This window comes from Acidobacteriota bacterium (assembly GCA_019347945.1).
Classification (GTDB): domain Bacteria; phylum Acidobacteriota; class Thermoanaerobaculia; order Gp7-AA8; family JAHWKK01; genus JAHWKK01.
In genome coordinates this window covers 1-24315 of record JAHWKK010000014.1, presented here as the reverse complement: position 1 = coordinate 24315, position 24315 = coordinate 1, and the positions used below count along the sequence as shown (strand labels likewise).

At 62.1% G+C, this 24315-nt stretch carries 17 protein-coding genes; 12 read left to right on the top strand and 5 right to left on the bottom strand.

The window, feature by feature from the left end:
- Nucleotides 1-104 precede the first annotated feature (104 nt).
- Complete coding sequence (locus KY459_10310; GenBank protein ID MBW3565106.1) at nt 105-1010, bottom strand: NAD(+)/NADH kinase; 906 nt, start codon at nt 1008-1010, stop codon at nt 105-107.
- Nucleotides 1011-1070: 60 nt separating this feature from the next.
- Between KY459_10310 and KY459_10305 the strand changes: the two genes are divergently transcribed.
- The 9 genes from KY459_10305 (at nt 1071) to KY459_10265 (ending at nt 16159) form a co-directional block, all read left to right on the top strand.
- Nucleotides 1071-3941: a hypothetical protein gene (locus KY459_10305; GenBank protein MBW3565105.1), complete on the top strand. Its 2871-nt coding sequence runs from the start codon at nt 1071-1073 to the stop codon at nt 3939-3941.
- Between the two features lie 123 nt (nt 3942-4064).
- Nucleotides 4065-5468, top strand: coding sequence for a dihydrolipoyl dehydrogenase (gene lpdA, locus KY459_10300; GenBank protein MBW3565104.1), 1404 nt, complete (start codon nt 4065-4067; stop codon nt 5466-5468).
- Nucleotides 5469-5511: 43 nt separating this feature from the next.
- Nucleotides 5512-6978 (top strand): 2-oxoglutarate dehydrogenase, E2 component, dihydrolipoamide succinyltransferase, encoded by a 1467-nt coding sequence (gene sucB / locus KY459_10295; GenBank protein ID MBW3565103.1) that lies wholly within the window; start codon nt 5512-5514, stop codon nt 6976-6978.
- On the top strand, nt 6975-7658 hold the full coding sequence (locus tag KY459_10290; GenBank protein MBW3565102.1) for a CPBP family intramembrane metalloprotease: 684 nt from the start codon (nt 6975-6977) through the stop codon (nt 7656-7658). The genes sucB and KY459_10290 overlap by 4 nt, the downstream gene beginning before the upstream one ends.
- Nucleotides 7645-8715, top strand: a complete 1071-nt coding sequence (lipB, locus tag KY459_10285) for a lipoyl(octanoyl) transferase LipB (protein MBW3565101.1) — start codon at nt 7645-7647, stop codon at nt 8713-8715. Before KY459_10290 ends, lipB begins: the two co-directional genes overlap by 14 nt.
- 239 nt (nt 8716-8954) lie before the next feature.
- Entirely contained in the window at nt 8955-9341 is a 387-nt protein-coding gene (locus tag KY459_10280; GenBank protein ID MBW3565100.1) for a BlaI/MecI/CopY family transcriptional regulator, read from the top strand.
- A gap of 2 nt (nt 9342-9343) precedes the next feature.
- Nucleotides 9344-12673, top strand: coding sequence for a tetratricopeptide repeat protein (locus KY459_10275; protein ID MBW3565099.1), 3330 nt, complete (start codon nt 9344-9346; stop codon nt 12671-12673).
- Between the two features lie 133 nt (nt 12674-12806).
- Nucleotides 12807-15455 (top strand): carbohydrate binding family 9 domain-containing protein, encoded by a 2649-nt coding sequence (locus KY459_10270; protein ID MBW3565098.1) that lies wholly within the window; start codon nt 12807-12809, stop codon nt 15453-15455.
- Nucleotides 15456-15778: 323 nt separating this feature from the next.
- A complete protein-coding gene (locus tag KY459_10265) occupies nt 15779-16159 on the top strand; it encodes a Gp37 family protein (protein MBW3565097.1) in 381 nt (126 codons plus the stop codon).
- A 3-nt stretch (nt 16160-16162) separates the two neighbouring features.
- On the opposite strand, the gene KY459_10260 is transcribed toward KY459_10265, so the two are convergent.
- The 4 genes from KY459_10260 to KY459_10245 form a co-directional block, all read right to left on the bottom strand.
- Nucleotides 16163-19123: a PD-(D/E)XK nuclease family protein gene (locus KY459_10260; protein MBW3565096.1), complete on the bottom strand. Its 2961-nt coding sequence runs from the start codon at nt 19121-19123 to the stop codon at nt 16163-16165.
- 221 nt (nt 19124-19344) lie between these two features.
- Nucleotides 19345-19776, bottom strand: a complete 432-nt coding sequence (locus KY459_10255; protein MBW3565095.1) for a hypothetical protein — start codon at nt 19774-19776, stop codon at nt 19345-19347.
- Nucleotides 19773-20681 carry a hypothetical protein gene (locus KY459_10250; protein ID MBW3565094.1) on the bottom strand — a complete coding sequence of 303 codons (909 nt, stop codon included), beginning with the start codon at nt 20679-20681 and terminating at the stop codon, nt 19773-19775. Before KY459_10250 ends, KY459_10255 begins: the two co-directional genes overlap by 4 nt.
- 315 nt (nt 20682-20996) lie before the next feature.
- Nucleotides 20997-21464, bottom strand: coding sequence for an LEA type 2 family protein (locus KY459_10245; GenBank protein MBW3565093.1), 468 nt, complete (start codon nt 21462-21464; stop codon nt 20997-20999).
- Between the two features lie 75 nt (nt 21465-21539).
- Here KY459_10245 and KY459_10240 point away from each other — a divergent pair, with 75 nt between their 5' ends.
- Genes KY459_10240 through KY459_10230 form a run of 3 tightly spaced genes read left to right on the top strand, consistent with a single transcriptional unit; the run spans nt 21540 to nt 23996 of the window.
- The gene (locus tag KY459_10240) at nt 21540-22241 is read left to right on the top strand and encodes a glycosyltransferase family 2 protein (protein ID MBW3565092.1); all 702 of its coding nucleotides are present in this window, start codon (nt 21540-21542) and stop codon (nt 22239-22241) included.
- Nucleotides 22242-22248: 7 nt separating this feature from the next.
- Nucleotides 22249-23253: an alpha/beta fold hydrolase gene (locus KY459_10235; protein MBW3565091.1), complete on the top strand. Its 1005-nt coding sequence runs from the start codon at nt 22249-22251 to the stop codon at nt 23251-23253.
- Nucleotides 23250-23996 (top strand): class I SAM-dependent methyltransferase, encoded by a 747-nt coding sequence (locus tag KY459_10230; GenBank protein MBW3565090.1) that lies wholly within the window; start codon nt 23250-23252, stop codon nt 23994-23996. Before KY459_10235 ends, KY459_10230 begins: the two co-directional genes overlap by 4 nt.
- Nucleotides 23997-24315: the final 319 nt, after the last annotated feature.

Below are 24315 nucleotides of genomic sequence, written 5' to 3'. Positions count from 1 at the left end.
CCTACCCGGCTCTGTCTACGTGACCGAAGCTCACTGAAATCGTTTGCGCAACAGACTTCGAAAGTTAAAACGAAACCGAGAGATTCTACATGGTTGCAGGACCACTACTTCTCGTTGAGTACCTGCCTCGGAACTTTCACCTGGAGACCGCTCGGAACGACGCGGACGTCCAGCGGCGCTTTCAGTTTGTAGAGCTCGCCGTCTATACCGACTCTGAGTCTCCGCTTCGAAGGGACGTTGATCCGCAGCCCCGGCACATACATCTGTCGGAAGCCGTCGATATCGGAGGCGCGGCCGCGCAGATAGCGCGCCACGGCTCGGATCAGCTGCCACCTGCTGCCGTGCGGCAGCCAGTAGACGCCGAGCCTTCCCGACTCGAGCGTCTCACGCGGTGCAAGAATGCCCGCCTCGCTCAGATTGTACGAACTGACCGAGACGAAGAACATGTGACTGCTCACCACTTCGAGGTGCGGTGGAGACTCGAGCGTCATCGAAACGTGTGGCATCCGGCGCAACGTGCCGTTGACCGCGAGAGCGTACGCCATCCACTTCCCATGATTCGGGCGAAGGCGCTCGCGCTGCTTCATCACCTTCGGATAGATCCCGAGCGCGATGCTGTTCATGAAGAAAATCCGGTTGACCTCGCCGACGTCGACCTGCCGGACTTCGTCGCCAAACACGACGTCGAGGGCCTCTCTCCAGTCCTGCGGCATCTCGATGTCACGCGCGAAGTGATTGAAGGTGCCGAGCGGAAGTACACCGAGAACCGAGCTCGATCGCACGAGCGGCTGGGCCACCGTGTGGATCGTCCCGTCCCCGCCGGCAGCGACGAAGAGCCGCTGTCCTTCGTTCTGCCGGTTCCGGATGTCCGCCTGAACATCGACCTCCTCGTCGAGCTCCACCATATCGAGGCGCTCCTCACCTGCCCGCTTCTCGAGCTCCGCAAGTTCCTTTTCGAGTCCGGCGCCGGATGACCGGTTGAAGTAGATCGCACCCCTGGCGGCGGTCATTTCGGTGAACCCCGCCTCGCATCAAGAATATTGACGTTTTCACAGAGGGTTCTTCTCGTCGTGTTCAGATCAGCCATTCTCGGAATCGGCTCCATCCTCCTCTTTCCGATGCTCTCTCTGCCGCTGCTCGCGGCACCGGATCCGGCCTCCGATTGCACGTTGTGCAGCGGATCGGTCGACATCCCATCGACCGGCCTGCCGGTCCTGATTCATCTCGAGGAATCCGATCTTCCCGAGCCCGGCGACGCGATCCCCGCCGAAACGAGAGCAAATTCGGTGCTCGTATTTGATTTCGCACCTGATCCCGACTATCCGGCGGAACAGATCGAGACACGCATCAGGGATCTGGTCGCTTTTACGACGCGGCAGGGAGTCTTCGGCGGAACAGGGCTACGCCTGGAGTCGACCCCCGGGGCGTTCGAGGCTCTGCTGCTTCGAAGGCTCTCGGTGGCGATGCAGGGCGCCGGCGCGGCGCACAGATTCGTCGTCGAAACGGACACCATCGAGAAGCTCGACGCTCTCGTCTCGGAGGGAGCACTCCCCTACTTCGATTCGATCATCGTTCCTGCAGAGCTCGCCGGGGCCGCGCACGACTGGATCGAGCGCAATGACCCCGCCAAAGAGCTCGAGGTCACGACTCTTCCATCGAGCCCGAATCCTCTGTACGACATCGCGATCGCGTTCTCCCGCGGCGCACGCCGGGCGTGGTCGCTTTCGAGCGACGAGACTCTGGTGAGCGCGCTTCGCGAGCTCAATTCGGCTCTGAGCGGCGACATGATCGCCTCTCCATCGTCTCCGGTCTCGTTTCTGGACGAGCGCGGAACCGTCGTGGAAATCCCGGTCGTGACCTTCATCCGCGGAGAGGACCTTTCGACCGTCGTCGTCCCGCGGGGACGGGAGACGGGCGCGGCAATCATGTCGGCGAGCGCCGACGACCTCTCGTCGCCTCGTATACTCTCGGCTTCCGGTACGACGCCATCGTCCGATTCCGCAACCGAGCGGGGACGAACCTACGTCGGAATCGCCCGGCCGAATCTCCCGCATGCGGTCATCTGGAATCGGACGATCGCTGAGGACCCCTCTGTGACTCGCGAAGCGATCGAGGTCGCGACGCGAAGAGAGATTCCGGTCGAAGAGATCATCAGGAACCACCAGGCATACTGGGATTATCAGATCGCGAATCAGCCGCGATGGATCGCGACCAATCAGACCAGCCTCAGATTTCCGATCGGAGCCACCGGCGATCTGGTGGAAGCCACGATCAACGGTCCCTACTTCTTCGACGCTCCGCGGACCGCCGACTGGGTATGGGAGAGCCTCTTCATCAATGGGGTGCGCTGGAAGTACGGCAGGGTCCCCGAGCTTCCGCTGGTCCAGCCGGAAAAGGTCACCGAGCTTCCGCTCGAGCTCAACCTCGGGCGGGATTACCGCTACCGGCTCGTCCGGGAGACGACGCTCGCCGGATACGACGTCTGGGAGATCCAGTTCGAGCCCCCGATCAGCGCCCCCGAGGAGCTTCCCCTCTACAAGGGGCGCGTGTGGATCGACATGAAGTCGTTTGCACGGATCGCAATTTCGATGATCCAGCTCAATCTCGGGGAGGGAGAAGTCCTCTCGAACGAGGAGCGTCTCACCTACGCCCCCTTCGATCGAACGACCGAAGAGCCGCTTTCGGCAGAAGAGGTCGCCGAGCGGGAGCCGGAGGAGACCATCTGGCTGCTCGATCGCGTGAATGCGCAGCAGACCCTTTCAGCGGCCGGAGCCGCGATCCCCGTTCAGCGGGAGACCCTTTTTGTTTCGCGCGACATCGGACCGGACGACTTCGAGGCGCGGCTCGCGGCAGCGAACGACTCGGACTTCCGGATGATCCGGGAGACCGACGCCGGGCTTCGGTATCTCGAGCGAACCTCGAGCGGCGAGCGCGTCGTCAAGGAAGGTGTCGATTCGTCGCGATTCTTTCTGGTCGGAGGGCTTCAGCACGATGAAGGGCTCGAGTACGGGGTTCTTCCGCTCGCCGGGATCAACTACTTCGACTTCAACCTCTTCGATCGAGGCCTTCAGACTAACATCTTTTTTGCCGGCGTCTTCACCGCTGCGAACCTGACGAACCCCTCGATCTTCGGCACGCGCGCAAATGCTTCGGCCGATTTCTTCGGCCTCGCGATCCCGTTCAAGACCGCGTCGTACAGAGACGGCGTCGAGATCGAGGAGGAAGCGGTCGAAGCCCTTCCGGTCGGACTCACGTTCCGCGTCGGACATCCGTTCGCGGGATTCGGAAAGGTCGACCTCTCGGTCGGGATGACCTCGGTCTCCTTCGGAGAGGCGGACTCGACGGCCGATGATTTCATCATCCCGACCGACACGATCGTCATCAGCCCGCAGCTGAGCGTCCGCTACGATCGCTGGGGCTATTCGCTACGGACCTTCGCGGAGTACAACACGCGGACCGAGTGGGAACCGTGGGGAAATCCCGACGAGTACTCCGACGATCAGAAATCGTTCTTCAAGTACGGGATCGGCGCGGCGAAGACGATTCATCTCCCGAATTTTCAGAGGATCGGATTCGGCGCCGAGTACGTCGACGGTACAGACCTCGACCGCTTCTCGAAGTATGAGCTCGGCTTCTTCGGATCGAACCGCGTGCGCGGATTCTCGTCCGGGTCGATCAAGGCGGAGAGCGCGATCTTCTCGCACTTCTCCTACGGCTTCGTCATCTCCGACCAGCTCAGGCTGGAGGCGTTTTACGATCACGCGATGCTCGACGACACCGCCGCCGGCTGGGACGGCGAGGCATTTCAGGGCGTCGGCGTCGGCGGACAGACGCTCGGTCCGTGGGGAACGATTCTCCGCCTCGACGTCGGAAGAAGCCTCGGCTCGAACGCGCAGGACGGAATCGTCGCCAGCATCGTCTTCCTGAAGATCCTCGACTAGAAGAACCCGGGCAAGTCGGGCTCGTGGACATGTCGGACATGCCGGAGGCTCGACCCGAGCAGGCGGGAGGCTTTTCCCCGCTCCCGATATAATCCCTCATCAACGAACCTCGGAGGTGTCTTTTTGGCAGAACAACAGTACGACGTCGTGATCATCGGGAGCGGGCCGGGAGGCTATGTGGCGGGTATCCGGGCAGGACAGCTCGGCCTCAGGGTCGCGGTCGTCGAGAAGGATCCATTCCTCGGAGGGACCTGTCTCCATCGCGGCTGCATCCCTACCAAGTCGCTCCTCGAAAACGCCTACGTCTACAAGAAAGTCGCTCATTCGAAGGACTTTGGAATCACCGTCGGCGACGTCACGCTCGACTTTTCGAAGGTGCAGGAGCGAAAACAGGGAGTCGTCGACGCGAACGAGAAAGGAATCCAGTTCCTCTTCAAGAAGAACAAGGTCGAGTCGATCCAGGGCTTCGGAAGCCTCGCCGGACCAGGCCAGGTGCGCGTGAAGGCGGAAGACGGCTCGACGCGCGACCTGAAAACGAAAAACGTGATCCTCGCCATGGGATCGGTACCCCGCGATCTCCCTCACATCAAAGCGGACGGAAAGAAGATCATCAACTCCGATCACATTCTTCAGATCGACCGGGTTCCCGAATCGATGCTCGTCATCGGTGCCGGGGCGGTCGGCTGCGAGTTCGCATCGATCTTCAAGGACTTCGGAACGAAGGTGACCGTCGTCGAGGTGCTCCCCCGGCTGCTGCCGATCGAGGACGCCGACATCTCGAAGGAATTCACCCGCCTTTTCAAGAAGAAGGGGATCGAGGTGATGACGGGCGTCAAGGTCGAAAGCTGTGAGCCGACCGAAAAGGGGGTGAAGTCGAAGATCTCGACCGAGAAGGGCGACACGAAGGAGATCGAGACCGAGATCGTCCTGTCGGCCGTCGGACGGCGAGGCGTCCTCGAAGGCGTCGGCGTCGAGGAAGCGGGGGTCAAAGTCGATCGGGGAATGGTCCAGGTCAACGAGTTGATGCAGACGGCCGCGAAAGGGATCTATGCAATCGGAGACATCGTGCCGACACCCGCTCTCGCCCACTGCGCCTCGGCCGAAGGGATTCTCGCGGTCGAGCACATCGCCGGTCTCGAGGTTCGACCGATCAACTACGATCTCGTTCCAAACGCGACCTACAGCGACCCGGAGGTCGCATCGGTCGGGCTGACCGAGGAGAAGGCGAAGGAGCGGGGCTACGACGTGAAGATCGGCAAGTTCCCCTTCTCCGCAAACTCGAAGGCGAAGATCGTCGGCGAGTCGGGCGGCCTGATCAAGTACGTCTCCGAATCGAAATACGACGAGCTGCTCGGAGTTCACATCGTCGGCCCCAAAGCGACCGAGCTGATCGCGGAGGCCTGCGCAGCGCTGGCCCTCGAAGCTACGAGCGAATCGATCGCCCGCACCATTCATGCACATCCGACGCTCTCGGAAGCGATGATGGAAGCTGCCGAAGACGTCGCCGGCCACTCCATTCACCAGTGAGAGACCGTTTCAGAATCTTTTCGGAAAGAGCAGGGAAAGCGAAATGCCAACAGACGTCCTGATGCCCCAGATGGGGGAATCGATTGCCGAAGGTACCGTGAGCCAGTGGCTCAAGAAGGTCGGCGACAAGGTCGAGCGCGACGAGCCACTACTCGAGATCTCGACCGACAAGGTCGACGCGGAGATCCCCTCTCCATCGGCCGGAACGCTGGTCGAGATCCTCGCGCAGGAAGGGGAGACCGTCGAGGTCAACAGCGTCGTCGCCCGGATCGCCGCCGAGGGGGAAGACGCCTCCGCGGCAGCAGCGCCGGCTCCGGAACAGAAAAAACCGGAGGAGAAAAAAGAGGAGAAGAAAGAGGAGAAGAAGGAGGAGAAGAAGGAGGAGAAGAAAGAAGAGAAGAAAGCGGAGCCGCCAGAACCGTCCAGGGAAGCTCCGAAGCAGCCGAAGGAGGCTCCCGCTGCCGAATCCCAGGCCCCGGTCGAGGATCGCCAGGGCGCGCCCACACCGAAAGGCGGTACCACCGGTGAGGACGCTTCGCTCGAAGAACGTCGCAGGACCAGGTCGTCTCCGCTCGTGCGGAAGATCGCCGCGGAGAACGAGGTCGACATTTCGGCCATCGACGGGACCGGGGTTTCCGGCCGCGTGACCAAGGACGACATTCTCGGCTATATCGAGTCCGGCAAACCGGCGGCAGAAGCTCCCGCAGCGCCGAGCCAGCCGGCCGCTCCCGCGCCACAACGGCCCCAGGCGGAGGCGCCGGCTGAGGCCCCTTCCGAGCCCGCACAAACTCCCTCCGTATTCGCGCCGGGTGAGAGCATTCACATCGAGCCGCTCTCCCAGATGCGTAGGAAGATCGCGCATCACATGGTCCAGTCGAAACAGACTTCCGCTCATGTGACAACGGTGTTCGAGATCGATTTCACGCGGATCGACAAATTGCGACGCAGTTACAAGGAAGAGTATGAGGAACGCGGCGCCAAACTCACCTACCTCCCGTTCATCATTCAGGCGGTGATCACCGCGCTTCGCGAGTTTCCGGTACTGAACGCATCGATGGATGATGAGAAGGTCTACTATCACCGGGACCTCAACATCGGAGTGGCGGTCGCGCTCGACTGGGGTCTGATCGTTCCTGTTCTCAAACGGGCGGACGAGAAAAATCTTCTCGGACTCGCGCGCGCGGTCAACGATCTCGGGGACCGGGCGCGGGCGAAGAAGCTCAACCCCGACGACGTGCAGGGCGGGACCTTCACCATCACGAACCCCGGCGTTTACGGCGGACTGTTCGGCACACCGATCATCAATCAGCCCCAGGTCGCCATCCTCGGAGTCGGAGGGGTGAAGAAGCGCCCGATGGTCGTCGAGTCGCCAGCCGGAGACGCGATCGCGATCCGGTCGATGTGCATTCTCGCACTCACCTTCGACCATCGTCTGATCGACGGTGCCGTTGCCGATCAGTTCATGGCGCGGGTCAGGGAGATCATCGAAGCCGGAAACTACTCGATGTGACAGTCGACGTCGCCACGCCGATCTTCCTGACGGTTCTGGTCTTCGTCGTTCCGGCGCTCGCCTGGATGAGCCGGAAGGTTCTCGACGACGACGCGATCGCGATTCCGCGAAGCGCCTTCTACATCGAAGCGATCGTCCTCCAGATCGCTCTTCTCGCTCTCGCCGTCTGGATGATGTACGAGCGTGACATTGCGATACCGCTCGGAGGAGACGTCACGTTCATCGCGGTCGGCCTGATGCTCGGCGCGCTGATCTTCGCGCTCGCCGTGATGTTTGCAGGATGGCGGTTCACCTCGGACAGCCGCCGCAGACGCCTGCTGAAAATCGCGCCGCGGACGCCTCAGGAACGTTCGCTCTGGATCGTCGTTTCGATCTGCGCGGCGATTTGTGAAGAGATCATCTTCCGAGGGGCTCTGTTCGAACTGTTCCGAGGAGTGGCAGGAGGGAGCTGGTGGCCGGCTGCCATCGCGGCCGCGATCGTCTTCGGTCTCGCCCATCTCGCCCAGGGCGTGACGAGCGCCCTTCTCGTCATGATCTTCGGGCTCGCTCTGCAGGCGCTCGTCGCTGTGACCGGCGGGCTCCTCGTCGTCATGATTCTCCATTTTCTCTACGACCTCGTCGTCGGCCTCGTCGTGGGGCGAATTCCGAAGCCCGAAAGCCCGATCAATGGAAACCTGTGAGCTCCGGCGGCTCCATCTCGTCACCTATGAGAACGGGATGGGAATGCAGCAGCGCCTCGCTGAACTGAGACAGCGTCGCGAGATTCCCGACCAGCTGCTGCTGCTCGAGCATCCCCCGGTGGTCACGATCGGACGTACCGGAAAACGCGAGCACCTCCTCGCCGACGAGCAGACCCTGGCCGAGCGAGGAATTCGGTTCTACGAGACGACACGCGGGGGCGACATCACCTACCATGGCCCCGGCCAGATCGTCGGCTACCCGATCCTTCACCTGGGCGAAGGTCGCCGCGATGTCAGAAAGTACGTCGAACGGCTCGAGGAAGTTCTCATTCGCACCGCCGCCGATTACGGGATTACCGCCGGGCGGGACGAGGTCAACCACGGCGTGTGGGTGGGCCGCGAAAAGATCGCCGCACTCGGGGTTCGGATCGCGAAATGGACGACCTCGCACGGATTTGCGCTCAATGTTTCGACGAGGCTCGCCGATTTCGAGCTGATCACCCCGTGCGGGGTCGAAGGGCGCGGGGTGAGCTCGCTCGAGCGTCTGACTGGCCGGAAACTGCCGCTCGACGAGGTCCGCGACAGCGTCGTCGGGCACTTCGGAGATGTCTTCGAGCGGAAGATCGTCGAGAGGGACCACGACATCGAGATCGTCAAGGTCGTCGTCACGCGGAACGACGCGGTGCTCCTTCTGCAGCGGAAAAATGATCGAGGAGGCTTCTGGCAACCCGTCACCGGGCGGATCGAGCCGGGAGAATCTTCGCTGGACGCCGCCGCGCGCGAGCTTCGCGAGGAGACCGGACTCGACCCCTCCGGTCTCCGCGAGCATCCGCTCCGACAGTCCTTCGTGATCGATCCGGAGTATCTCGGGTCTTCAGCCATCAGCTTCGCCGACGAACGGACGTTCCACCTCGAGCATCGGGGAAATGAAGTCGTCCGACTCGGGCCCGAGCACCAGCGGTACGAATGGGTGTCGCGGGAGCGCGTGCCGGATCGGATCCGGTGGTCCGACGACCGGGAAGCGATCGAGGCCATCGGGAATCGGGGTCGGGTCTGAACATGGAACTTAACTCCGTAAGTGCGTTGCTTTTCGCCTGATTCGGGAGTTAAGTTCCATGTTCAGACCCGACCCCGAAACTTCAAGGGAGAGGTTTTAAAGCTCCGAATCCAGTCCGGACCCGCCCCTGAAACATCAACAGTCACCAGGACGTAACACTCTCGAGGGTTGACTTTCCCGAGTTTGATGCTAAATTTTCTGCATATGCTAAGTTTTTAGCATCGTGAAAGGAACAGTTGATGGCCCCGAGACGTGCAGAGTTTTCAAAGAGAGAAAAAGAGATCATGGACGTGATCTACCGGCGCGGGACGGCGACCGCCGCCGAAGTCCACGAGGAAATGGCCGAACCACCGTCGTACTCCGCGGTGAGGGCCACGCTCCGGATCCTCGAGGAAAAGGGACACCTTCGACACGAAGACGATGGGGTGCGATACGTCTACGCTCCAACGATGACGCGAAGCCGCGCGTCGAAGAACGCGCTGGAACATCTCGTCTCGACCTTCTTCGACGATTCCGCCGAGAAGGTGGTCGCAGCCCTTCTCGACTCGCGGAAGCGCGACCTGAGTGACGAAGATCTGGAAAAACTCGAGGCGATGATCGCCGAGGCCCGCAGGGAAGGACGCTGATCATGACCACTGCAATCGATCTATTCATCAAGGCGACGTTGATTCTGGCACTCGGTCATCTGGCCGTCCTCGCTCTGCGAAGTTACTCGGCGAGCACGAAGCACCTGATCGCGGCCACGGCTCTCGCAGCGCTGCTGATCCTCCCGATTCTGAGCCGGACGATGCCGACTCGTACGATCGAGGTTCTTCCTCCGCCGGTCGAAGACGCCACGGAAGAAACCGCCACTCTGCCCGCCCTGCTCGAAGCGACAGCCGATCCGGAAGCGGGGCCGAGAGTCGGTTCGGAATCCGTCCGAACGGACGAGATCCTCGTCCAGGAAGGTGCGTCTGAAGAGTTCGTGACCGGCTGGACGACCTCGGAGTATCTCGAGCGGTCCGGTACGAGCGACGTTCAGGAAGCTGGCGTCGTTTCGCCGACGACTGCGACCCAGCCTTCCGCACCCGTGCGAGGAATGTCGCTCAGCGAGCTCGCCCGCGATTTCGCCGGCTCGATCGCCTGGTGGCCGATTCTCCGCTGGGTCTGGCTGATCGGCGCGCTGTTCGTCCTCGTCCGATTCATCACAGGAATCCTCCGGATCTCCTGGATTGCTTCGAACGCGACCCGGGCAGATCGATCGGCTCAGGAGATCGCGTCGATGCTCTCCCGGGAGATGAAGACGCCGCGCCAGCCGGAAGTGCGGCTGAGCGACGGAGTCGATGTACCACTCGTCTGGGGATTCGCCAATCCGGTCATCCTTCTTCCTCAGAGCAGCAGAGTTTGGGATACCGACCGACTGAGAACCGTTCTGACGCACGAGATGGCCCACGTGGCGCGCCACGACTGTACGACGCTGCTCGTCGGGCAACTCACGACGATCCTCTACTGGTTCCATCCACTGAGCTGGACGCTCGAGCAGACGGCACGGCGGCTCGCCGAGCGCGCCTGCGATGACGTCGTCGTCAGCAAGGGGGAAGCGGCTTCCGATTACGCGAGCCACATCCTCGAGATTGCCCGACAGCTTCCCGAGCGCGACCGCTACTCGAGCGTGGCGCTGGCGATGTCGCGGCGCTCGGAGATCGAGGGTCGCCTGCTTGCGATTCTCGAGCCTCTGGCGGAGAGAACGGGGATGACATTCAGAAAGCTCGTCGCCGTCAGCTCGGTTGCACTCGTCGCAGTCGCGACGCTCGCCGCATTCAGACTGGGGGCGGCTCCCGCCCCGGATGAGGACCTCGCGGCGGCTCAGATGGCCACATCCGGCACTCCAGGAGTCACGATCGACGTCGAGGCAGAGCCGCTGATCACCGAGGAAGAAAGCTCCGAGGCGTGGGCATGGTCGGACTTCGATCCCGACTTCTTCGACTTCGTCGAGAAATTCGCCTCGGATCAGAACTACAACGTAAACACCAACTCGAACTACAACTACAACATCAACGTCGACAACAACGGCAATGTCACCGGGAGGACTTACTCCGGAAGGAAGAGCAAGGAGGAAGGAGAAGAGGCGTGGGATCGCGCCTGGGAGCTCCACAACGAAGAAGAGTGGGCCGAGGCGGCCGCCCTTTTCGCCAAGGCAGCGCGGCTCGGATACCGCCCAGGAACCTCGGAGTACAACGCGGCGTGCGGATACGCCCGGCTCCGTAACGCTGACCAGGCACTGGTTCACCTCGAGGCTTCTCTCCGCGCCGGATTCGACGAGATCAGCTATTTCTTCCAGGACGACGACCTCGACCCGATTCGCTCGAACCCGAAGTTCCAGGCTTTTCTCGAACGAGTCGAGTCGGCGGCTGTCGAAGGAAAACGCGCGAAGGCGATGTCCCACTCGGCCAGGGTCATGGCGGAGTACGAGAGCCTCAGAAAGACATCCTCGGGTGACGTCGACGACTGGAACGACCTCGGGTATCAGCTGCTGAAGCTTCGCCGCCTCGACGCCGGTGTCGATGCCCTTCAGAGGGCCCACCAGTTGAGCAACGGGCAGTCGACCCGTGCGATGTACAACCTCGCCTGCGCGTACGCCCTCTCCGGCAGAGAGTCGACGGCGATCGACTGGCTCGAGCGTGCGGTCTCCGGCGGGCTCGACCGTGTCCATCTCATCGAGAAAGATGCCGACCTCGATTCGCTCCGCGATAATCCGCGCTTTCGCGATCTGCTCGCGCGGGCCAGGCGGCTCTCGATGGATCGCTTCCATTTCGACAACGACCATCAGAAGACGGCCCGCTACCGCGAAGCAATCGACGAGTACCGGAAGTATGTCGAGGAGAACCCGGAGAGCGGTCGCGGATGGTCCAACCTCGGCTTCGCCTATCACTACACCGGCAATTACGACCAGGCGATCGCCGCTTTCAGCCGCGCGCTCCAGCTCGGTTATCAGACCGCATACAGCGCCTACAACATCGCCTGCGGACACGCCCGGCTCGGCCACACCGATCTCGCCTTCCAGTGGCTCGATCGCGCGGAGAGCTACGGTATGGACGTCGGTCACAGGCTCGAGAGCGACGAGGATCTTCGGTCGCTCAGATCGGACCCTCGCTATCGAGAAGTGATCCGGAGCTCGAAGTCGAGGCAGAAGAGCTCGCATTGCGACGACTGCGCAGAGCTCGCCCCGCTACCACCGCTACCGCCGGAGTCTCCTGAGGCGTGGCAGATCACATCCGCAGGCCCCGTAAGCGCCTCGGCTTCGGCGGGGGGCACAACGCAGACAATGGTGGGTGTCCCCCTGCCACCGGTTGCCCCGCTAGCTCCCGGAGCACCCTATGGCTATCCGGGGAAAACCTCGTTCATCCTGCTCGACGGCGACTCGATGACGATCCAGAACACCGACGACGCCAACATCTCCGGGTCGTGGAACAGTGACGACGACCGGCTGGTCATTTCGAAAGACGACAGGAAGTGGGTCGTCAGAGGCGAGGAAACAGTCTTCGCAATGGAACACCAGGGCAACCTCTGGATGATCACCGACGAGGATCTCGTGGACCGTGCAATGGAGATTCTCGAGCCGGTATCCGAGCTCGCTCACGAGCAGCGTGAGCTCGGTCGCGAGCAATCCGCGATCAGTCGTGAACAGGCCCGGATCGTCAGGCAACAGGCGCGACTCGCAGATCAGCAGTCGAGAATCTCCCAGCGAGCGGCGCAATACTCGAGCGAACAGCTGAACGCCGAGATCAGAAGACTGGCCGATGAGTTGGAACGGCTCGCCCTCGAACAGGGCAGGCTCGGAGAGAAACACGGAAAGATCGGCTCATTGCAGAGCGAGATCAGCGGGCGTCAGGCGGAGGAAGCGCGGCAAGCCGACGAGAAGCTCCGGTCGCTTCTCGAGTACGCCATCGCGCAGCGAAAGGCCAGGCGTCTGGACTAGGAAGCCCCCGTTCCAAAATTGCCGTTCTCTTCGTCTCGTCTGTTCCAGGTGTGTCACAACAAGCCGCAATCACCACGAGCAAAGCAACCAGACGGCCGAAAATCCGTCGAGGAAATCAGGAGGATCGACACCGATGAAGCGCATGACCAAACCCGGATTGATTCTGGCCATAGCCTCATCGTTCGTTGCCGCGCCATTACTGGCGAGCACCGAGCGCCCGACGTTCACCGCGGTTCGCGCGGAGACCTCCCCCGTCATCGACGGCCGGATCGACGAACCGATCTGGGAAAAGGCCCAGCCGATCGAAGGATTCACACAACGCGAACCGGAGGAAGGAGAACCGGCGACCGAGAAGACCACCGTCCGGATCGCCTACGATGACGCCGCTCTCTACGTCGCGGCGAGACTCGAGGACTCCGGGCCCGTCACCACCCGGCTCGGACGGCGCGACAATTCTCTGAACTCCGACTGGTTCCGCTTCTATGTCGATCCGCACCATGACCGCCGGACCGGATTCGGATTTTGGGTCAATCCGTCGAACGTCAGAATCGACATGGTTCTCTTCAATGACGGCTGGGACGACTGGAACTGGGACGGCGTCTGGGACTCCGCGACGCAGATCGACGAGGGCGGATGGTCGCTGGAGATGCGCATCCCCTACTCCCAGCTTCGATTCTCCGATCGCCAGGAGCATGTCTGGGGGATCAACTTCGGAAGGTTCGTCGAGCGAAAGAACGAGGACTCGCGGCTGATCCACATTCCGAGGACCGAGACCGGCTTCGTATCGCGCTTCGCTGATCTCGAGGGGATCCGGAACATCGAGCCTCCCCGATCGTTCGAGGTCACCCCCTACGTCGTCGGCCGCGCCGGTTTTCTCAATACCGTATCCGGAGACGACCCGTTTCGTTCCGACACCGAGACCGATGGCACCGCGGGCGTGGACTTCAAGTACGGGCTCACTTCGAACCTCACGCTGACCGGCTCGATCAATCCCGACTTCGGGCAGGTCGAGGTCGACCCCGCCCAGGTGAACCTGTCGCAGTTCGAGCTCTTCTTCCCGGAGAAGCGGCCGTTCTTCATCGAAGGCTCGAGTCTCTTCAATTTCGGTCAGGGCGGTTCCAATCACAACTTCGGATTCAGCTTCAACACGCCTCAGTACTTCTACTCGCGTCGCATCGGCCGCTCGCCGCAAGCCGTCTTCTCACAGGCTCACGATTTCCATGATGCCCCGGGCGAGTCGACGATCCTCGGAGCGATCAAGCTCACCGGCAAGTTCGGAGACGGCTGGTCGATCGGCGTCCTGGATGCCTACACTCAGGAGGAGACGGCGAATTTCGATCTCCGCGGCGATCGTTTTTCGAGCGTCGTCGAGCCCGCGACCAACTACTTCGTCCTACGGCCCGCAAAGGAATTCGACGGAGGAATGTCACGGATCGGCGGTCTTTTCACGGCGGTCAACCGTGATCTTCCCTCCGAGCTCGGTTGGATGAAATCTTCTGCTTACAGCGGAGGTATCGACGGCTTCAAGTTCTTCGGAGAGAAGGACTGGATCTGGGAGTGGTCGTTCGGCGGAAGTCACGTCGAGGGGAGCCCCGAGTCGATTCGACTCGTTCAGAGCTCCTCGGCGCGATACTACGACCGTCCCGACGCCGGACATGTCGACTTCGATCCGGACCGCACCAGCCTGAGCGGCTGGACCGCCAGTCAGATGGCGGCGAAACAAACCGGAAACTGGAAGTTCAACCTGAAGGCTCACGCCTACTCCCCCGGGTTCGATACCAACGACATCGGGTTCCTCACGCGGACCGATCTGATCAGCTCTCACGCCGTGGTGCTGTACAACAACCCGGAACCCGGGAAGCTCACGCGCGACAGGAACTGGTGGATCGGAAAGTACAACAGCTGGAACTTCGATGGCGACGAGCTCAAGAACGGATTCTACGGAAACTTCCAGACCCGATTTCACAACTACTCGTATGTCGGGTTCGGGGGTGGATACGATTTCGCCGTCGATGACGACCGGGCCACTCGCGGGGGCCCGGTGGTGACCGATCCGACCGGAATGAGCATCAACGTCTCTTACGGCGGCGATCGCCGGAAACCGATCAACTGGGAAATCTACGGCGAAACCTATCGCGGCGGCGAGGGTTCCAACGGCTATTCCCTCGGAGCCTGGCTTCGCTTCAAACCCGCTTCGAACGTCCAGCTCACCTTCCAGCCATCCTATTCGGACTCGCACAGCTGGCTTCAGTACGTCACGGCGGTGGATGACACGCTGGCGATCGAGACCTTTGGGCAGCGTTATGTCTTCGCCGAGATCGATCGGAAGAGTCTCGAGCTCGAGACCCGGCTCGACTGGACCTTCTCCCCGAACCTCTCGCTTCAGATGTTTCTCCAGCCATTCATCGCCTCCGGAGACTACCTCGACTTCAAGGAGCTCGAGCGCCCGCGGTCGCTCGACTACATGGTCTACGGCACCGACGGGGGGACAATCGCCTTCGATCCGGTGAGTGGCGTCTATACCGTTGATCCCGATGCGGATGGATCCGCCTCTCCCTTCTCGTTCGCGAATCCCGACTTCAATTTCCGAAGCCTCCGCGGAAACGCGATCGTTCGATGGGAGTTCAGACCTGGTTCGGCAGTCTATCTGGTCTGGAACGAGAACCGCGCGAACGCCGTCAATCACGGCCGCTTCCGTCCGGGTGACGATCTCGAAGGACTCATCGATGCTCCGTCCGACGACGTCTTCATGATCAAGTTCAGTTACTGGCTGGCCCTCTGATCGAGGGAGCCGGACGGGTCGGGTAAGCCGGACGAAGTCGGGTCCCGGATCGATAAACTTTCTTTTTTCTCGCTCCCCGCGAAAAACCTGATAGACCACTAAAACGATCAATTCGTTAGCTAAAATACGCGTTTCGTATCAAATCTTAGCGTCCTCCTGTCAGCTGTACTCCATTTTGATGCGGATTTTGTTCACCTTCTCTGCGGTTTATTAGTATCTATCTGGCGGTCAATGGATTGACAATTTCCGTGCCGTTTATCTTTAATGGTGTCCGGATCAGCGGCTTCGCTGCTCCGGGCGAGATGGGGAGGAGGAAACACGCGATGTCTTTCGAAAAATGGGTTCCTAATTCAGAATTCAAGCGACAGCCTGCCTCCGCGACGATCGTGCAGTCACGCCTGATCCGACTCGCCTCGCCCGTGGCCGCGATGCTGAATCTCAGAGGCAAATCGGGCGCTCAGCTCTTCTACGACAAGAAGCGGAAGGTCATCGGCATCCGCCCGGTGGATCGGAAGGACGCCGAATCGGCAAAGGTCCGGCAGTCGGAGAAGTCCACCTCGATCCACGTGCCGAACTTTTTCGCCGACTACGACATCGACGTGCCCGGAATCCGCCGCTTCAAATGCTGGTGGGACGATGCCGAGAACATGGCGATCATCGACATTTCCAAGCCGAGCCGTCGCGGGCGCCCCGTCGGCAGCTGACGCTCACTCCACCCCACGCGCTCTGAGCCAGGCCTCGATTCCGGAATCCGGATCGGGGCTTTTGATTTTTTCCTCGACCTGTCCGGCAAAGGTCCTCGCTTCATCGGAGAAGCACGCTGCTCGGAAGTCGCAGAACCGGCAATCCTCATCGATGTCCCCGGAGTGAACGAACGATCCGTGGCGGGCAACGTCGAGCAGATCGGAGAGAAGATCATCGACGCGGCTGTCACGCGCGTGCACGCTTTTCATGAACTTCCGTCCGAGCCCCTTTCGCGTGGGGAAATAGTAGCCGGCCTCCCGAACGGTTCCCGCGACCCCTCCCCTTCGGAGAAGCTCGTCGACGGCTCTCGCGTAGAGGACGTGCTGAAGCTGCCGGCCTCCGCGAGTCCACGAGATGTCGTCGAACGCGTACGCCGAGCCGGTCTTGTAGTCGAGGACGGCAAATTCGCCGGGTCCGATCTGATCGATCCGATCGATCTGACCGCGGAGGTTGAAGGATCTCCCCTTGACTTCGATGACCACCGGATCGGGTGACTCGAGCCGGCCGGGCTCTCCCGCGATCTCCCGACCGAAGGCCACCTCGAATGCGAACGGAGTGAGCTCCGGTGGGGCCTGAGCCTCCACCTCGAGAAGCACCTCGCATGCTCGAAGCACATCCTCCCGCTCGAGCTCGTACGTTTCAACGTTCGGCGGCGGAATCCGACGACGCCACTCCGCCAGACCCTTTTCCGCGATCTCCCTGGCCCGCACCCGGTCGCGCTCCGGCGAGAGTTTCCCCTCCGCTCCCGCCATCAGCTCCCGGAAGATCTCGTGGAGCATCAGACCTCGCTCGCGAGGGTCGAGCCAGCGCGTCCCATCGCGGACGACCTCTTCGACGGGATGAACGCCGAGCACGTAGCGGAGAAAGTAAGAGAACGGGCATGTGGCCAGCCGTTCGATCCGCGATGACGACATCACCTCGCCGGTTTCACGGGGATCGAGCTCCCCCTCCGGGACGTCGAGCTTCCCGTCCCAGGAGGTCAGTTCGCTGCTCGCTCTCGCCACTCGCGCGCGCTCGCGAGCTTCGATCAGAGGTCTGGCTTCGCCGAGCGACTTCGCCAGCCATCTGGCGGGTAAAGGTGCCGACCGATTCCACTCGCCGAGCCACCATTCGGTTTCGCTCAGAGGGGCTTCGCCCGCCGCCGGAACGAACCCTGTCGGCTCGCCCGCCTCGCAGTCGAGCTCTTCGCGCGTCGCGCCGGGCTTCGATCGCGACTCGCGAAACAGATCGAGAACGAAGCCGGCGGCCAGATCGGGCTGTCCTCCGAGAACGTCCTCGGGCGACCAGGAGACGTGGAGATCGCCTTCGAATCGATTCAGCAGTTCCACCATCTCGCGTTCCCGTCGCTCGGGCCGGCTGCCACGAAGCTCGAGCGGACTCCGGGTCGTCCTTCGATTGAGCGATGAGCGCTCGTCGTCGAGGAGAATCGGATCCTGAGCGCCGGAGCCCGGGAAGATCGAATCGGCCGCTCCGACGATACAGAGCGACGGGCGCCCGGTCAGTCCTCCGGTCGCGACGCTGCTGACATGAGGAAGGCCGGGCATTGCGGAAGAAGCGCCCACCCGAACATCCGCGAGGACGCCTTCGAGGCGCAGGCAGGCCTCGGAGAGGCTGATCGAGTCGTCGCTCGGCAGCCCGGTGAGCTCATCGAGAACCAGCAGGATTGCCTCACGAGCCGCTCCATCTCTCTCGGACGCCACTCGGAGTCTCGTCCGCGCGAAGGCGGCGGTGAGCCGCGCGAGCGCGCTGGTCGAGAAGCGGTCGTCGATTCCGGCGTCCGGTGTATGCGCGATCATCCCGTCGAGCACCACCTCTCGAACGGCGCGGGCAGCATCCCGCTCCGCTTCGGTCCTCCGCCCATTCCGCGACGCCCGATACTCGGCCCTCCGGACGAGCGCATTCAGCTGAGGGGCGTAGCGGTCGCGACCCCAGCCGATCCCCGCATCGCGGATCATTCGGGCGGCCCGGCGATAACCGACTCCGCTCCCGAGCTCGATGACTCCCGTTGCGACGAGCCGTCGCAGCCAGACGGCATCCCAATCCCGCCGGACCCATTCGAGAAATCCGGAGACGGCCCGCCCGGGTCTGCTGTAAATCACCGGAAGCCCGGTCTCGAACGTCGCCGTCAGATCGAATTCGGCGAAAACTTCGTGCGCGATCGCCGAATGTCGAACCGGATCAGTAAGTACGATCTCGATCTGATCGAGCGGCCGCCCCTCCGCGGCGTGACGTCTGAGGATGGAGCGAAGTTCGTGATCGATCCCGAGGCCTCGCGAGAAGCTCACCGACGACGCCGACACCCCTTCGCGAACGGCGAGGTGCTCGACTCGGGGAAGCGAATCGAGGAGCTCCCGATCGAGCCCGCGAGCCCCCTCGAGCGCAGCCACCAGAACGAAAAAAGGCACCCCGGGGTCCTTCTCCTTCAGCGCCGCGACCGCCTCGAGAAGGAGGTCCGCACGATCCCCCAGCCGGTGCCGACGCAGAATCTCCGAGTACCGCGCCAGCACCTCGGCGATCTCGGTGGGCTTGGCGCCGGATCCGGCCTTCTTCATCCTGCTGGCGGTCACGCCTCCCCGGCGCAGATCGGCGAGCGTCGCATCCATCGCACGGTGGAAACCCGGCTGGGCGCGAAGAGCTCCGAAATAGCCATCCGGTGGCAGGACTTCGAGACACGCCTGCTCGACGAGCGCGAGCCTCTGAGCCCGTGAGGCGAGTGCGATTCTCTTCCTCGCGAGTCGCCCGCCCGCGATCGACGCCGCGAGCGAATCGATCGTATGAACATGAAGATTGATCCAGCTCGAACCGGATCGCGCGAGCGCATCAGTGATGTGCCTGCCCGCGGCGAACGATGGCGTGACCAAAGCCTTCTCATCCGCCGGAAAGCGACGACATGCATCGGCGAGCTGCTCGAGAATCTCTTTCAATCCTGCAACGATAGCAGGAGTCAGAAGCCAGGAGTCAGGAGTCAGGAGTCAGGAATCAGGAGCCAGGTACCCAGGAATCAGGATTCGGGCTTGAAAAAGCAGGGATCGCCGATAGTTGTGTCCGCTTGCTATCTGAAAATGAATCACTTCGCGTCCGGCATCCCGAGCCCCGAGAAACAGCGATCCTAGATCCTGAATCCTGGCTCCTGACTCCTGCCTCGTCACCGACCGATTCGAAACTGGGTGATTCTGCGGAAGCTACCCATATCCGAGTGAAAGATCATGAGCGTCCGAAGCATCGTCGGCTCGTCCGCCGTACCGATACCCCCGGGAGAGGTGACGATCACCGGGACATTGATCGTCCGCGTCTCGCCGGATTCGAGGCTGAGCCCGACGTTGGGAGCTCGCTGCCGGATTCCGTACGGCGCTCCGAAGGTCTGGATCTCGAGCCGCACGAGCTGAATCGGGACGGATGCACGGTTGGTGATCTCCACTTCGATCGTCGAGTGGAAGGTGCCTCCGCGATCGATGAGATAGCCGATCCCGGCGTCCGGACTGATCCGGATCTCCGGAGGCGCGTCGACCGGCAGATCCCCGGTCGTACCGCACCCCAACAGTGCTGCCATCGTCATCACCGCGGCGATCCTCTTCATGCGGGTCTCTCCAGCGCTTCCCGATCCCACCCTGCGTGGCTCGCGGCTGCTTCATAGGTCGAGATCAGAAAACTCATCAGGGTCGATTCCGGGTCATCGGCCGATTGGACGACGTCGTACGGAAGGACGAACTCACCGAGGTCCTTCGACCAGAATGCCCCCTCGGGGTGCACGCGGGCATCGCTGAATCCCGCCGGCTCCGGATAGGCATACGAATAGTAGATCGCATCCGAGCCTTCGCCGCCAGGCCAGAACTCGGCGCTGGAGACCTCGTGCGAGTAGGCCTCGCGAGTGATTCGGTCGGGTACTCCTTCGGCTCCTGGATGATCCGGCGCCCGCCGGCCCGAGAACCTCGTGACGGCGTGATCGAAGCTCCCCCAGAAGAAATGGACCGGACTCGCCTTGCCGATGAATCCGGAACGGAACCGTGTGAAGACGCGGTCCGTCGCCGTGAGAACGCGCCAGAACTTCGTCGCCCACTCCGGATCGTAGGAGGCGTGGATCTCGTCATTCTCGAACGGAATCGGGTCCGGGATTTCCGAGGGCGTCGTGTAAATCTCGACCGCGACACCCGCCTGGGCGAGCGTATCCATCATTTTCCGGTAGAACGCCGCGACCGTCATCGGTTCGAGCCGAAAGGAGTGATCCACGCCTCCGCTCGTCCGGACGAATGCACGATGATCGAGCAGATCGAGCTCGATCTCGAAGGTCTCCTTCCCGTCGGGAATCGTGCTCGTGGTCAATCCGCGAGGGCTCAAATACAGCGGAACCTGCCACCAGTGATTGATCAGCGGCGCCTTCTCCAGCCGTATCTTGCCGACGACCTGGGTCCAGAGATGCAGCGTGTCCCGCGTTGTTCGCCAGGCATCGACGGGGAGAGCTGGCCATGCGGATCGTGGGGGCATGAGAACGTGTCTGGAGCTGCGTCGGGCCATTGTACGCCGGGACAGAGACGGGTCAGGTCAGAGTCTGGGGTTGTTGCCCAAACCGGGGAGAGACGGGGATAGAGACGATAGCGGGGAAAAGGACACCCCCAGATCCTTCGCCGTCCTTCGGCGGCTCCTAATGAAACCACCATGAAATTGCTGGACTTCGACCCTTTGCAGCGCTTCGCTTGGTCTGATGTCCCAACCTGCGAGGTCCTTCGCCTGCCCGCCCGACCGCCCGCTCAGGATGACGTCGTTTTGAGTATGCGAGTGCGGTTGCCCGACGCAGTGCCCTCAGTCGTAAATCCGGAAGGGGAAGCCGACCCTTCCGAGGGGGGTCCGATAGTAGGCCTTTCCTCGCAGCTCGTAGTTGGCGCGCTCGCCCTGGACGATGTCGGCGATCTCGCGAAACAAAGTCCGGATCGAATCGTAGTCGACTCTGGTGGTGAGCTGGACCTGGCCAATCGCGTTCGCTGGGACCCGGACCTGCTCGTTGCTCACGCCGCGAACCACCATGTTGTTGTTGACGTAGAGGTCGAAATCGATCTGGTCGAGGTTCAGCGCAACCGAGTTCGGGTTGTCGACCGCGATCGTGAAGTCGAAATCGATCGAGGAGTTGGACAGCGGGAAGGCCATCGCCACCCGGGGGGTCACCCGCTGGATCGAATAGTCGGGATTCTCGATGTTGAGCAACGACTGGCAGGAAAGAAGCGAGAGCGACAGTACGGCTACGGAAAAAATCGAGAGTGTGGCGCGTTTCATGGAAGCACATTGCTGCAATTCCAGTTCCCGGGTAAGCTTCCTCCGCCCGGAGCAGAACCGGTACCGAGGTGGAGCTTGAAAGCTACGGCAATCATTGCTGCTTACAACGAAGAAAACACCATTCAGGGAGTCATCGACGCCCTCCGGCAAAGCCCCCGTATTGGCGAGGTCATCGTGGTCAGCGACGGCTCGAGTGATCGTACGGTCCAGATCTCGAGAGCCGCCGGAGTCCGAACCCTCGCCCTGTCGAGCAACTGCGGGAAGGGTTACGCCATGCGGCTCGGCGTGCAGCACGCGAAAAACGACATTCTCTTCTTCGTCGACGGCGACATGCTGAACCTCACCGAGGAGCATATCGGCTCGCTCATCGACCCGGTGCTCGACGGCCGGTGTCACATGAATGTGGGAATCCGCCATCGAGGCCCGATCTCGAACTTTCTCCACGTCCGGGCGGGTATCGGGCCGATCCTCTCCGGCATCCGCGTCATGCACCGCGATCTGTTCGAGACGGTTCCCCTGCAGTTCATGTCACGCTTCAAGATCGAAACGGCGCTCAACTACTTCTGCCGCCTGGGGGGCTACGTCCAGCGCAACACGATCATCCGGGGACTCGGGCACGTGATCAAGGAGAACAAGCGTGGATTCTCCACCGGACTGGCTGCGAGATGGGCGATGAGCTACGAAGTGACGCTGCTTCTCCTCGATCTCTACCTGTTCGGAAGCTGGAAGCTGACGGAGTTCGTCGATCAGCCCGTCCCCGATTACGAGATTCACTGACGACTCGATGCAGGGCCAGGACTTTCAGTCCGCCACACTGCTCCGCAATCCCCACCTCCAGACGGTCTGGGGAAGGCTGACGCGTCCGCGCCGGCTCGTCGATACCCACCGGGAAGTCTTTCAGACCCCCGATGACGACGATCTCATCGTCGATCATCTCCACTCGACAGGGCCGGTCCATTTCGTTCTCTTTCACGGGCTCGAGGGAAGCTCCAACTCCGTCTACATCCAGGGGCTCCTCCGGCGAATCGCGGATATGGGCTTCGGTGCCTCGGCGGTCAACTTCCGGTCGTGCGCCCGCGACCCGAACAGCGTTCTCCGCGCGATTCCGAACCGTCAGCTTCGTCTCTACCACTCGGGCGAGACCTCCGACATCGGCTTCATCCTTCGCGCTCTTCACGATCGCCTTCCCGACGTCCCGATGGTCGCGTTCGGCGGGTCTCTCGGTGGCAATGCGCTGCTGAAATGGCTCGGAGAAAACCCCGAACAGGAGATCATCCGCGCCGCCTCGGTCGTTTCAGTGCCGTACGATCTCCGTGCGGGAGCCCTCTGGCTCGAGCGTGGCGCAGGTCCGCTCTACGTACGTGGCTTCGTCCGTTCGCTCAAAGCGAAGGCGCGTGAGAAGGTCAGCCGTTTCGGCGAACGAGCTGCCGTGATCGACCTCGAGCGGCTCGAAAGGGCACGGACGTTCCGGGAGATCGACGACTCCGCCACAGCACCGATCCACGGGTTCGAGAACGCCGAGCACTACTGGGACGAGTGCAGCTCGGTCCGCTTCGTCCGCGCGATCCGGACCCCCGTTCTGGCGATCAGCTCCAGAGACGATCCTTTCCTCCCCCACGACGTGATCGATGACGTCCGGCGCGAGGCGTACCCCTCGCTCGATCTCCGCGTGACCGATCGGGGGGGTCATCTCGGGTTCGTCGGCGGGCGTATCATGAGACCCGATTTCTGGGCCGAGCGGCTCGTCGTCGAATGGCTCGCGACCCGGGCGATGGAAAAGCGCCAATGAACGAGCTGTGGCAGATGGATCCGACCTCACGATTCGACGGGCTCGCCCACGACTATCAGAAGTTTCGCCCCGGCTACCCCGATGAACTCTTCGATCGACTGTTGCGCGACGAGCCGCGAACGGCGGCCGACCTCGGTGCAGGAACGGGAATCTCGGCGTGCGCGATGGCGGACCGGGGGGTGCGCGTGATGGCGGTGGAACCGAATGCGGCGATGCGCCATGCCGCTCAGCCTCATCCCAGCGTGATGTGGGTCGAGGGGACGGCCGAAGTGACCGGAATCGAAGAAGGATCGATGGAGCTCGTGACGGCGTTCCAGGCCTTCCACTGGTTCGATCCGGAACCAGCCATTCGCGAGATGATCCGCATTCTTCAGCCGGGCCGGCGGATCGCGGCGATCTGGAACGAGCGGGACGAGCGGGACGAATTCACCCGGGCTTACGGCGAGCTCGTCCGGAGAATCTCCAATCATCATCCCGCCGAGGCGCGGGTCGAAGCCGCGGCGGCCATGGAGAAGGATCGGCGCCTGTCCAATTACGAACAGACGATTTTCGAATCCGCGCAGCCGATGGACCTCGAGCATCTGCTCGGCCGGACCCGCAGCATCTCCTATCTCCCGAAGACCGGCCCTCTCGCGGCCACACTGCGTGAGGAGCTCGAAACGCTCTTCGAGACGTGGAATCACGACGGTCTCGTGAGGCTGGTCTATCGAACTTCGCTCCACGAGGCGACCTCCCCTTTCTGAACGTACTCGGCGTCGCAACGATCACCGCTCACCGACGGTCATGAGGGAACGAGGACATGGTTTAGGGTAAACCGAGCGGGTTGTTGCCCAAACCCGGGGTAGAGATGATGGCGGAGAAAAGTCCGCCCCTTGTCATCCTGAGCAATTGACCGGCGCGTTGCGCCGGTGAAGCGGGAATGAAAACCGGAGCCCGCAAAACTCTGCACCCCATACTCAAACCGACGTCGTCCCGAGCGGGCGGTCGGGTGGGCAAGCGAGGGACCTTGCAGGGTGGGACATCAGGCCAAGCGAAGCGCTGCAAGTGGGTCGAAGTCCAACA

What these genes read in the sequence shown, in the direction of transcription:
- KY459_10265 (MBW3565097.1), top strand. Translation starts at nt 15,779, where the DNA reads ATGTCTTTCGAAAAATGGGTTCCTAATTCAGAATTCAAGCGACAGCCT.
- sucB (MBW3565103.1), top strand. Translation starts at nt 5,512, where the DNA reads ATGCCAACAGACGTCCTGATGCCCCAGATGGGGGAATCGATTGCCGAA.
- KY459_10280 (MBW3565100.1), top strand. Translation starts at nt 8,955, where the DNA reads ATGGCCCCGAGACGTGCAGAGTTTTCAAAGAGAGAAAAAGAGATCATG.
- KY459_10310 (MBW3565106.1), bottom strand. Translation starts at nt 1,010, where the DNA reads ATGACCGCCGCCAGGGGTGCGATCTACTTCAACCGGTCATCCGGCGCC.
- KY459_10235 (MBW3565091.1), top strand. Translation starts at nt 22,249, where the DNA reads ATGCAGGGCCAGGACTTTCAGTCCGCCACACTGCTCCGCAATCCCCAC.
- KY459_10255 (MBW3565095.1), bottom strand. Translation starts at nt 19,776, where the DNA reads ATGAAGAGGATCGCCGCGGTGATGACGATGGCAGCACTGTTGGGGTGC.
- KY459_10275 (MBW3565099.1), top strand. Translation starts at nt 9,344, where the DNA reads ATGACCACTGCAATCGATCTATTCATCAAGGCGACGTTGATTCTGGCA.
- KY459_10245 (MBW3565093.1), bottom strand. Translation starts at nt 21,464, where the DNA reads ATGAAACGCGCCACACTCTCGATTTTTTCCGTAGCCGTACTGTCGCTC.
- KY459_10270 (MBW3565098.1), top strand. Translation starts at nt 12,807, where the DNA reads ATGAAGCGCATGACCAAACCCGGATTGATTCTGGCCATAGCCTCATCG.
- lipB (MBW3565101.1), top strand. Translation starts at nt 7,645, where the DNA reads ATGGAAACCTGTGAGCTCCGGCGGCTCCATCTCGTCACCTATGAGAAC.
- KY459_10230 (MBW3565090.1), top strand. Translation starts at nt 23,250, where the DNA reads ATGAACGAGCTGTGGCAGATGGATCCGACCTCACGATTCGACGGGCTC.
- KY459_10250 (MBW3565094.1), bottom strand. Translation starts at nt 20,681, where the DNA reads ATGCCCCCACGATCCGCATGGCCAGCTCTCCCCGTCGATGCCTGGCGA.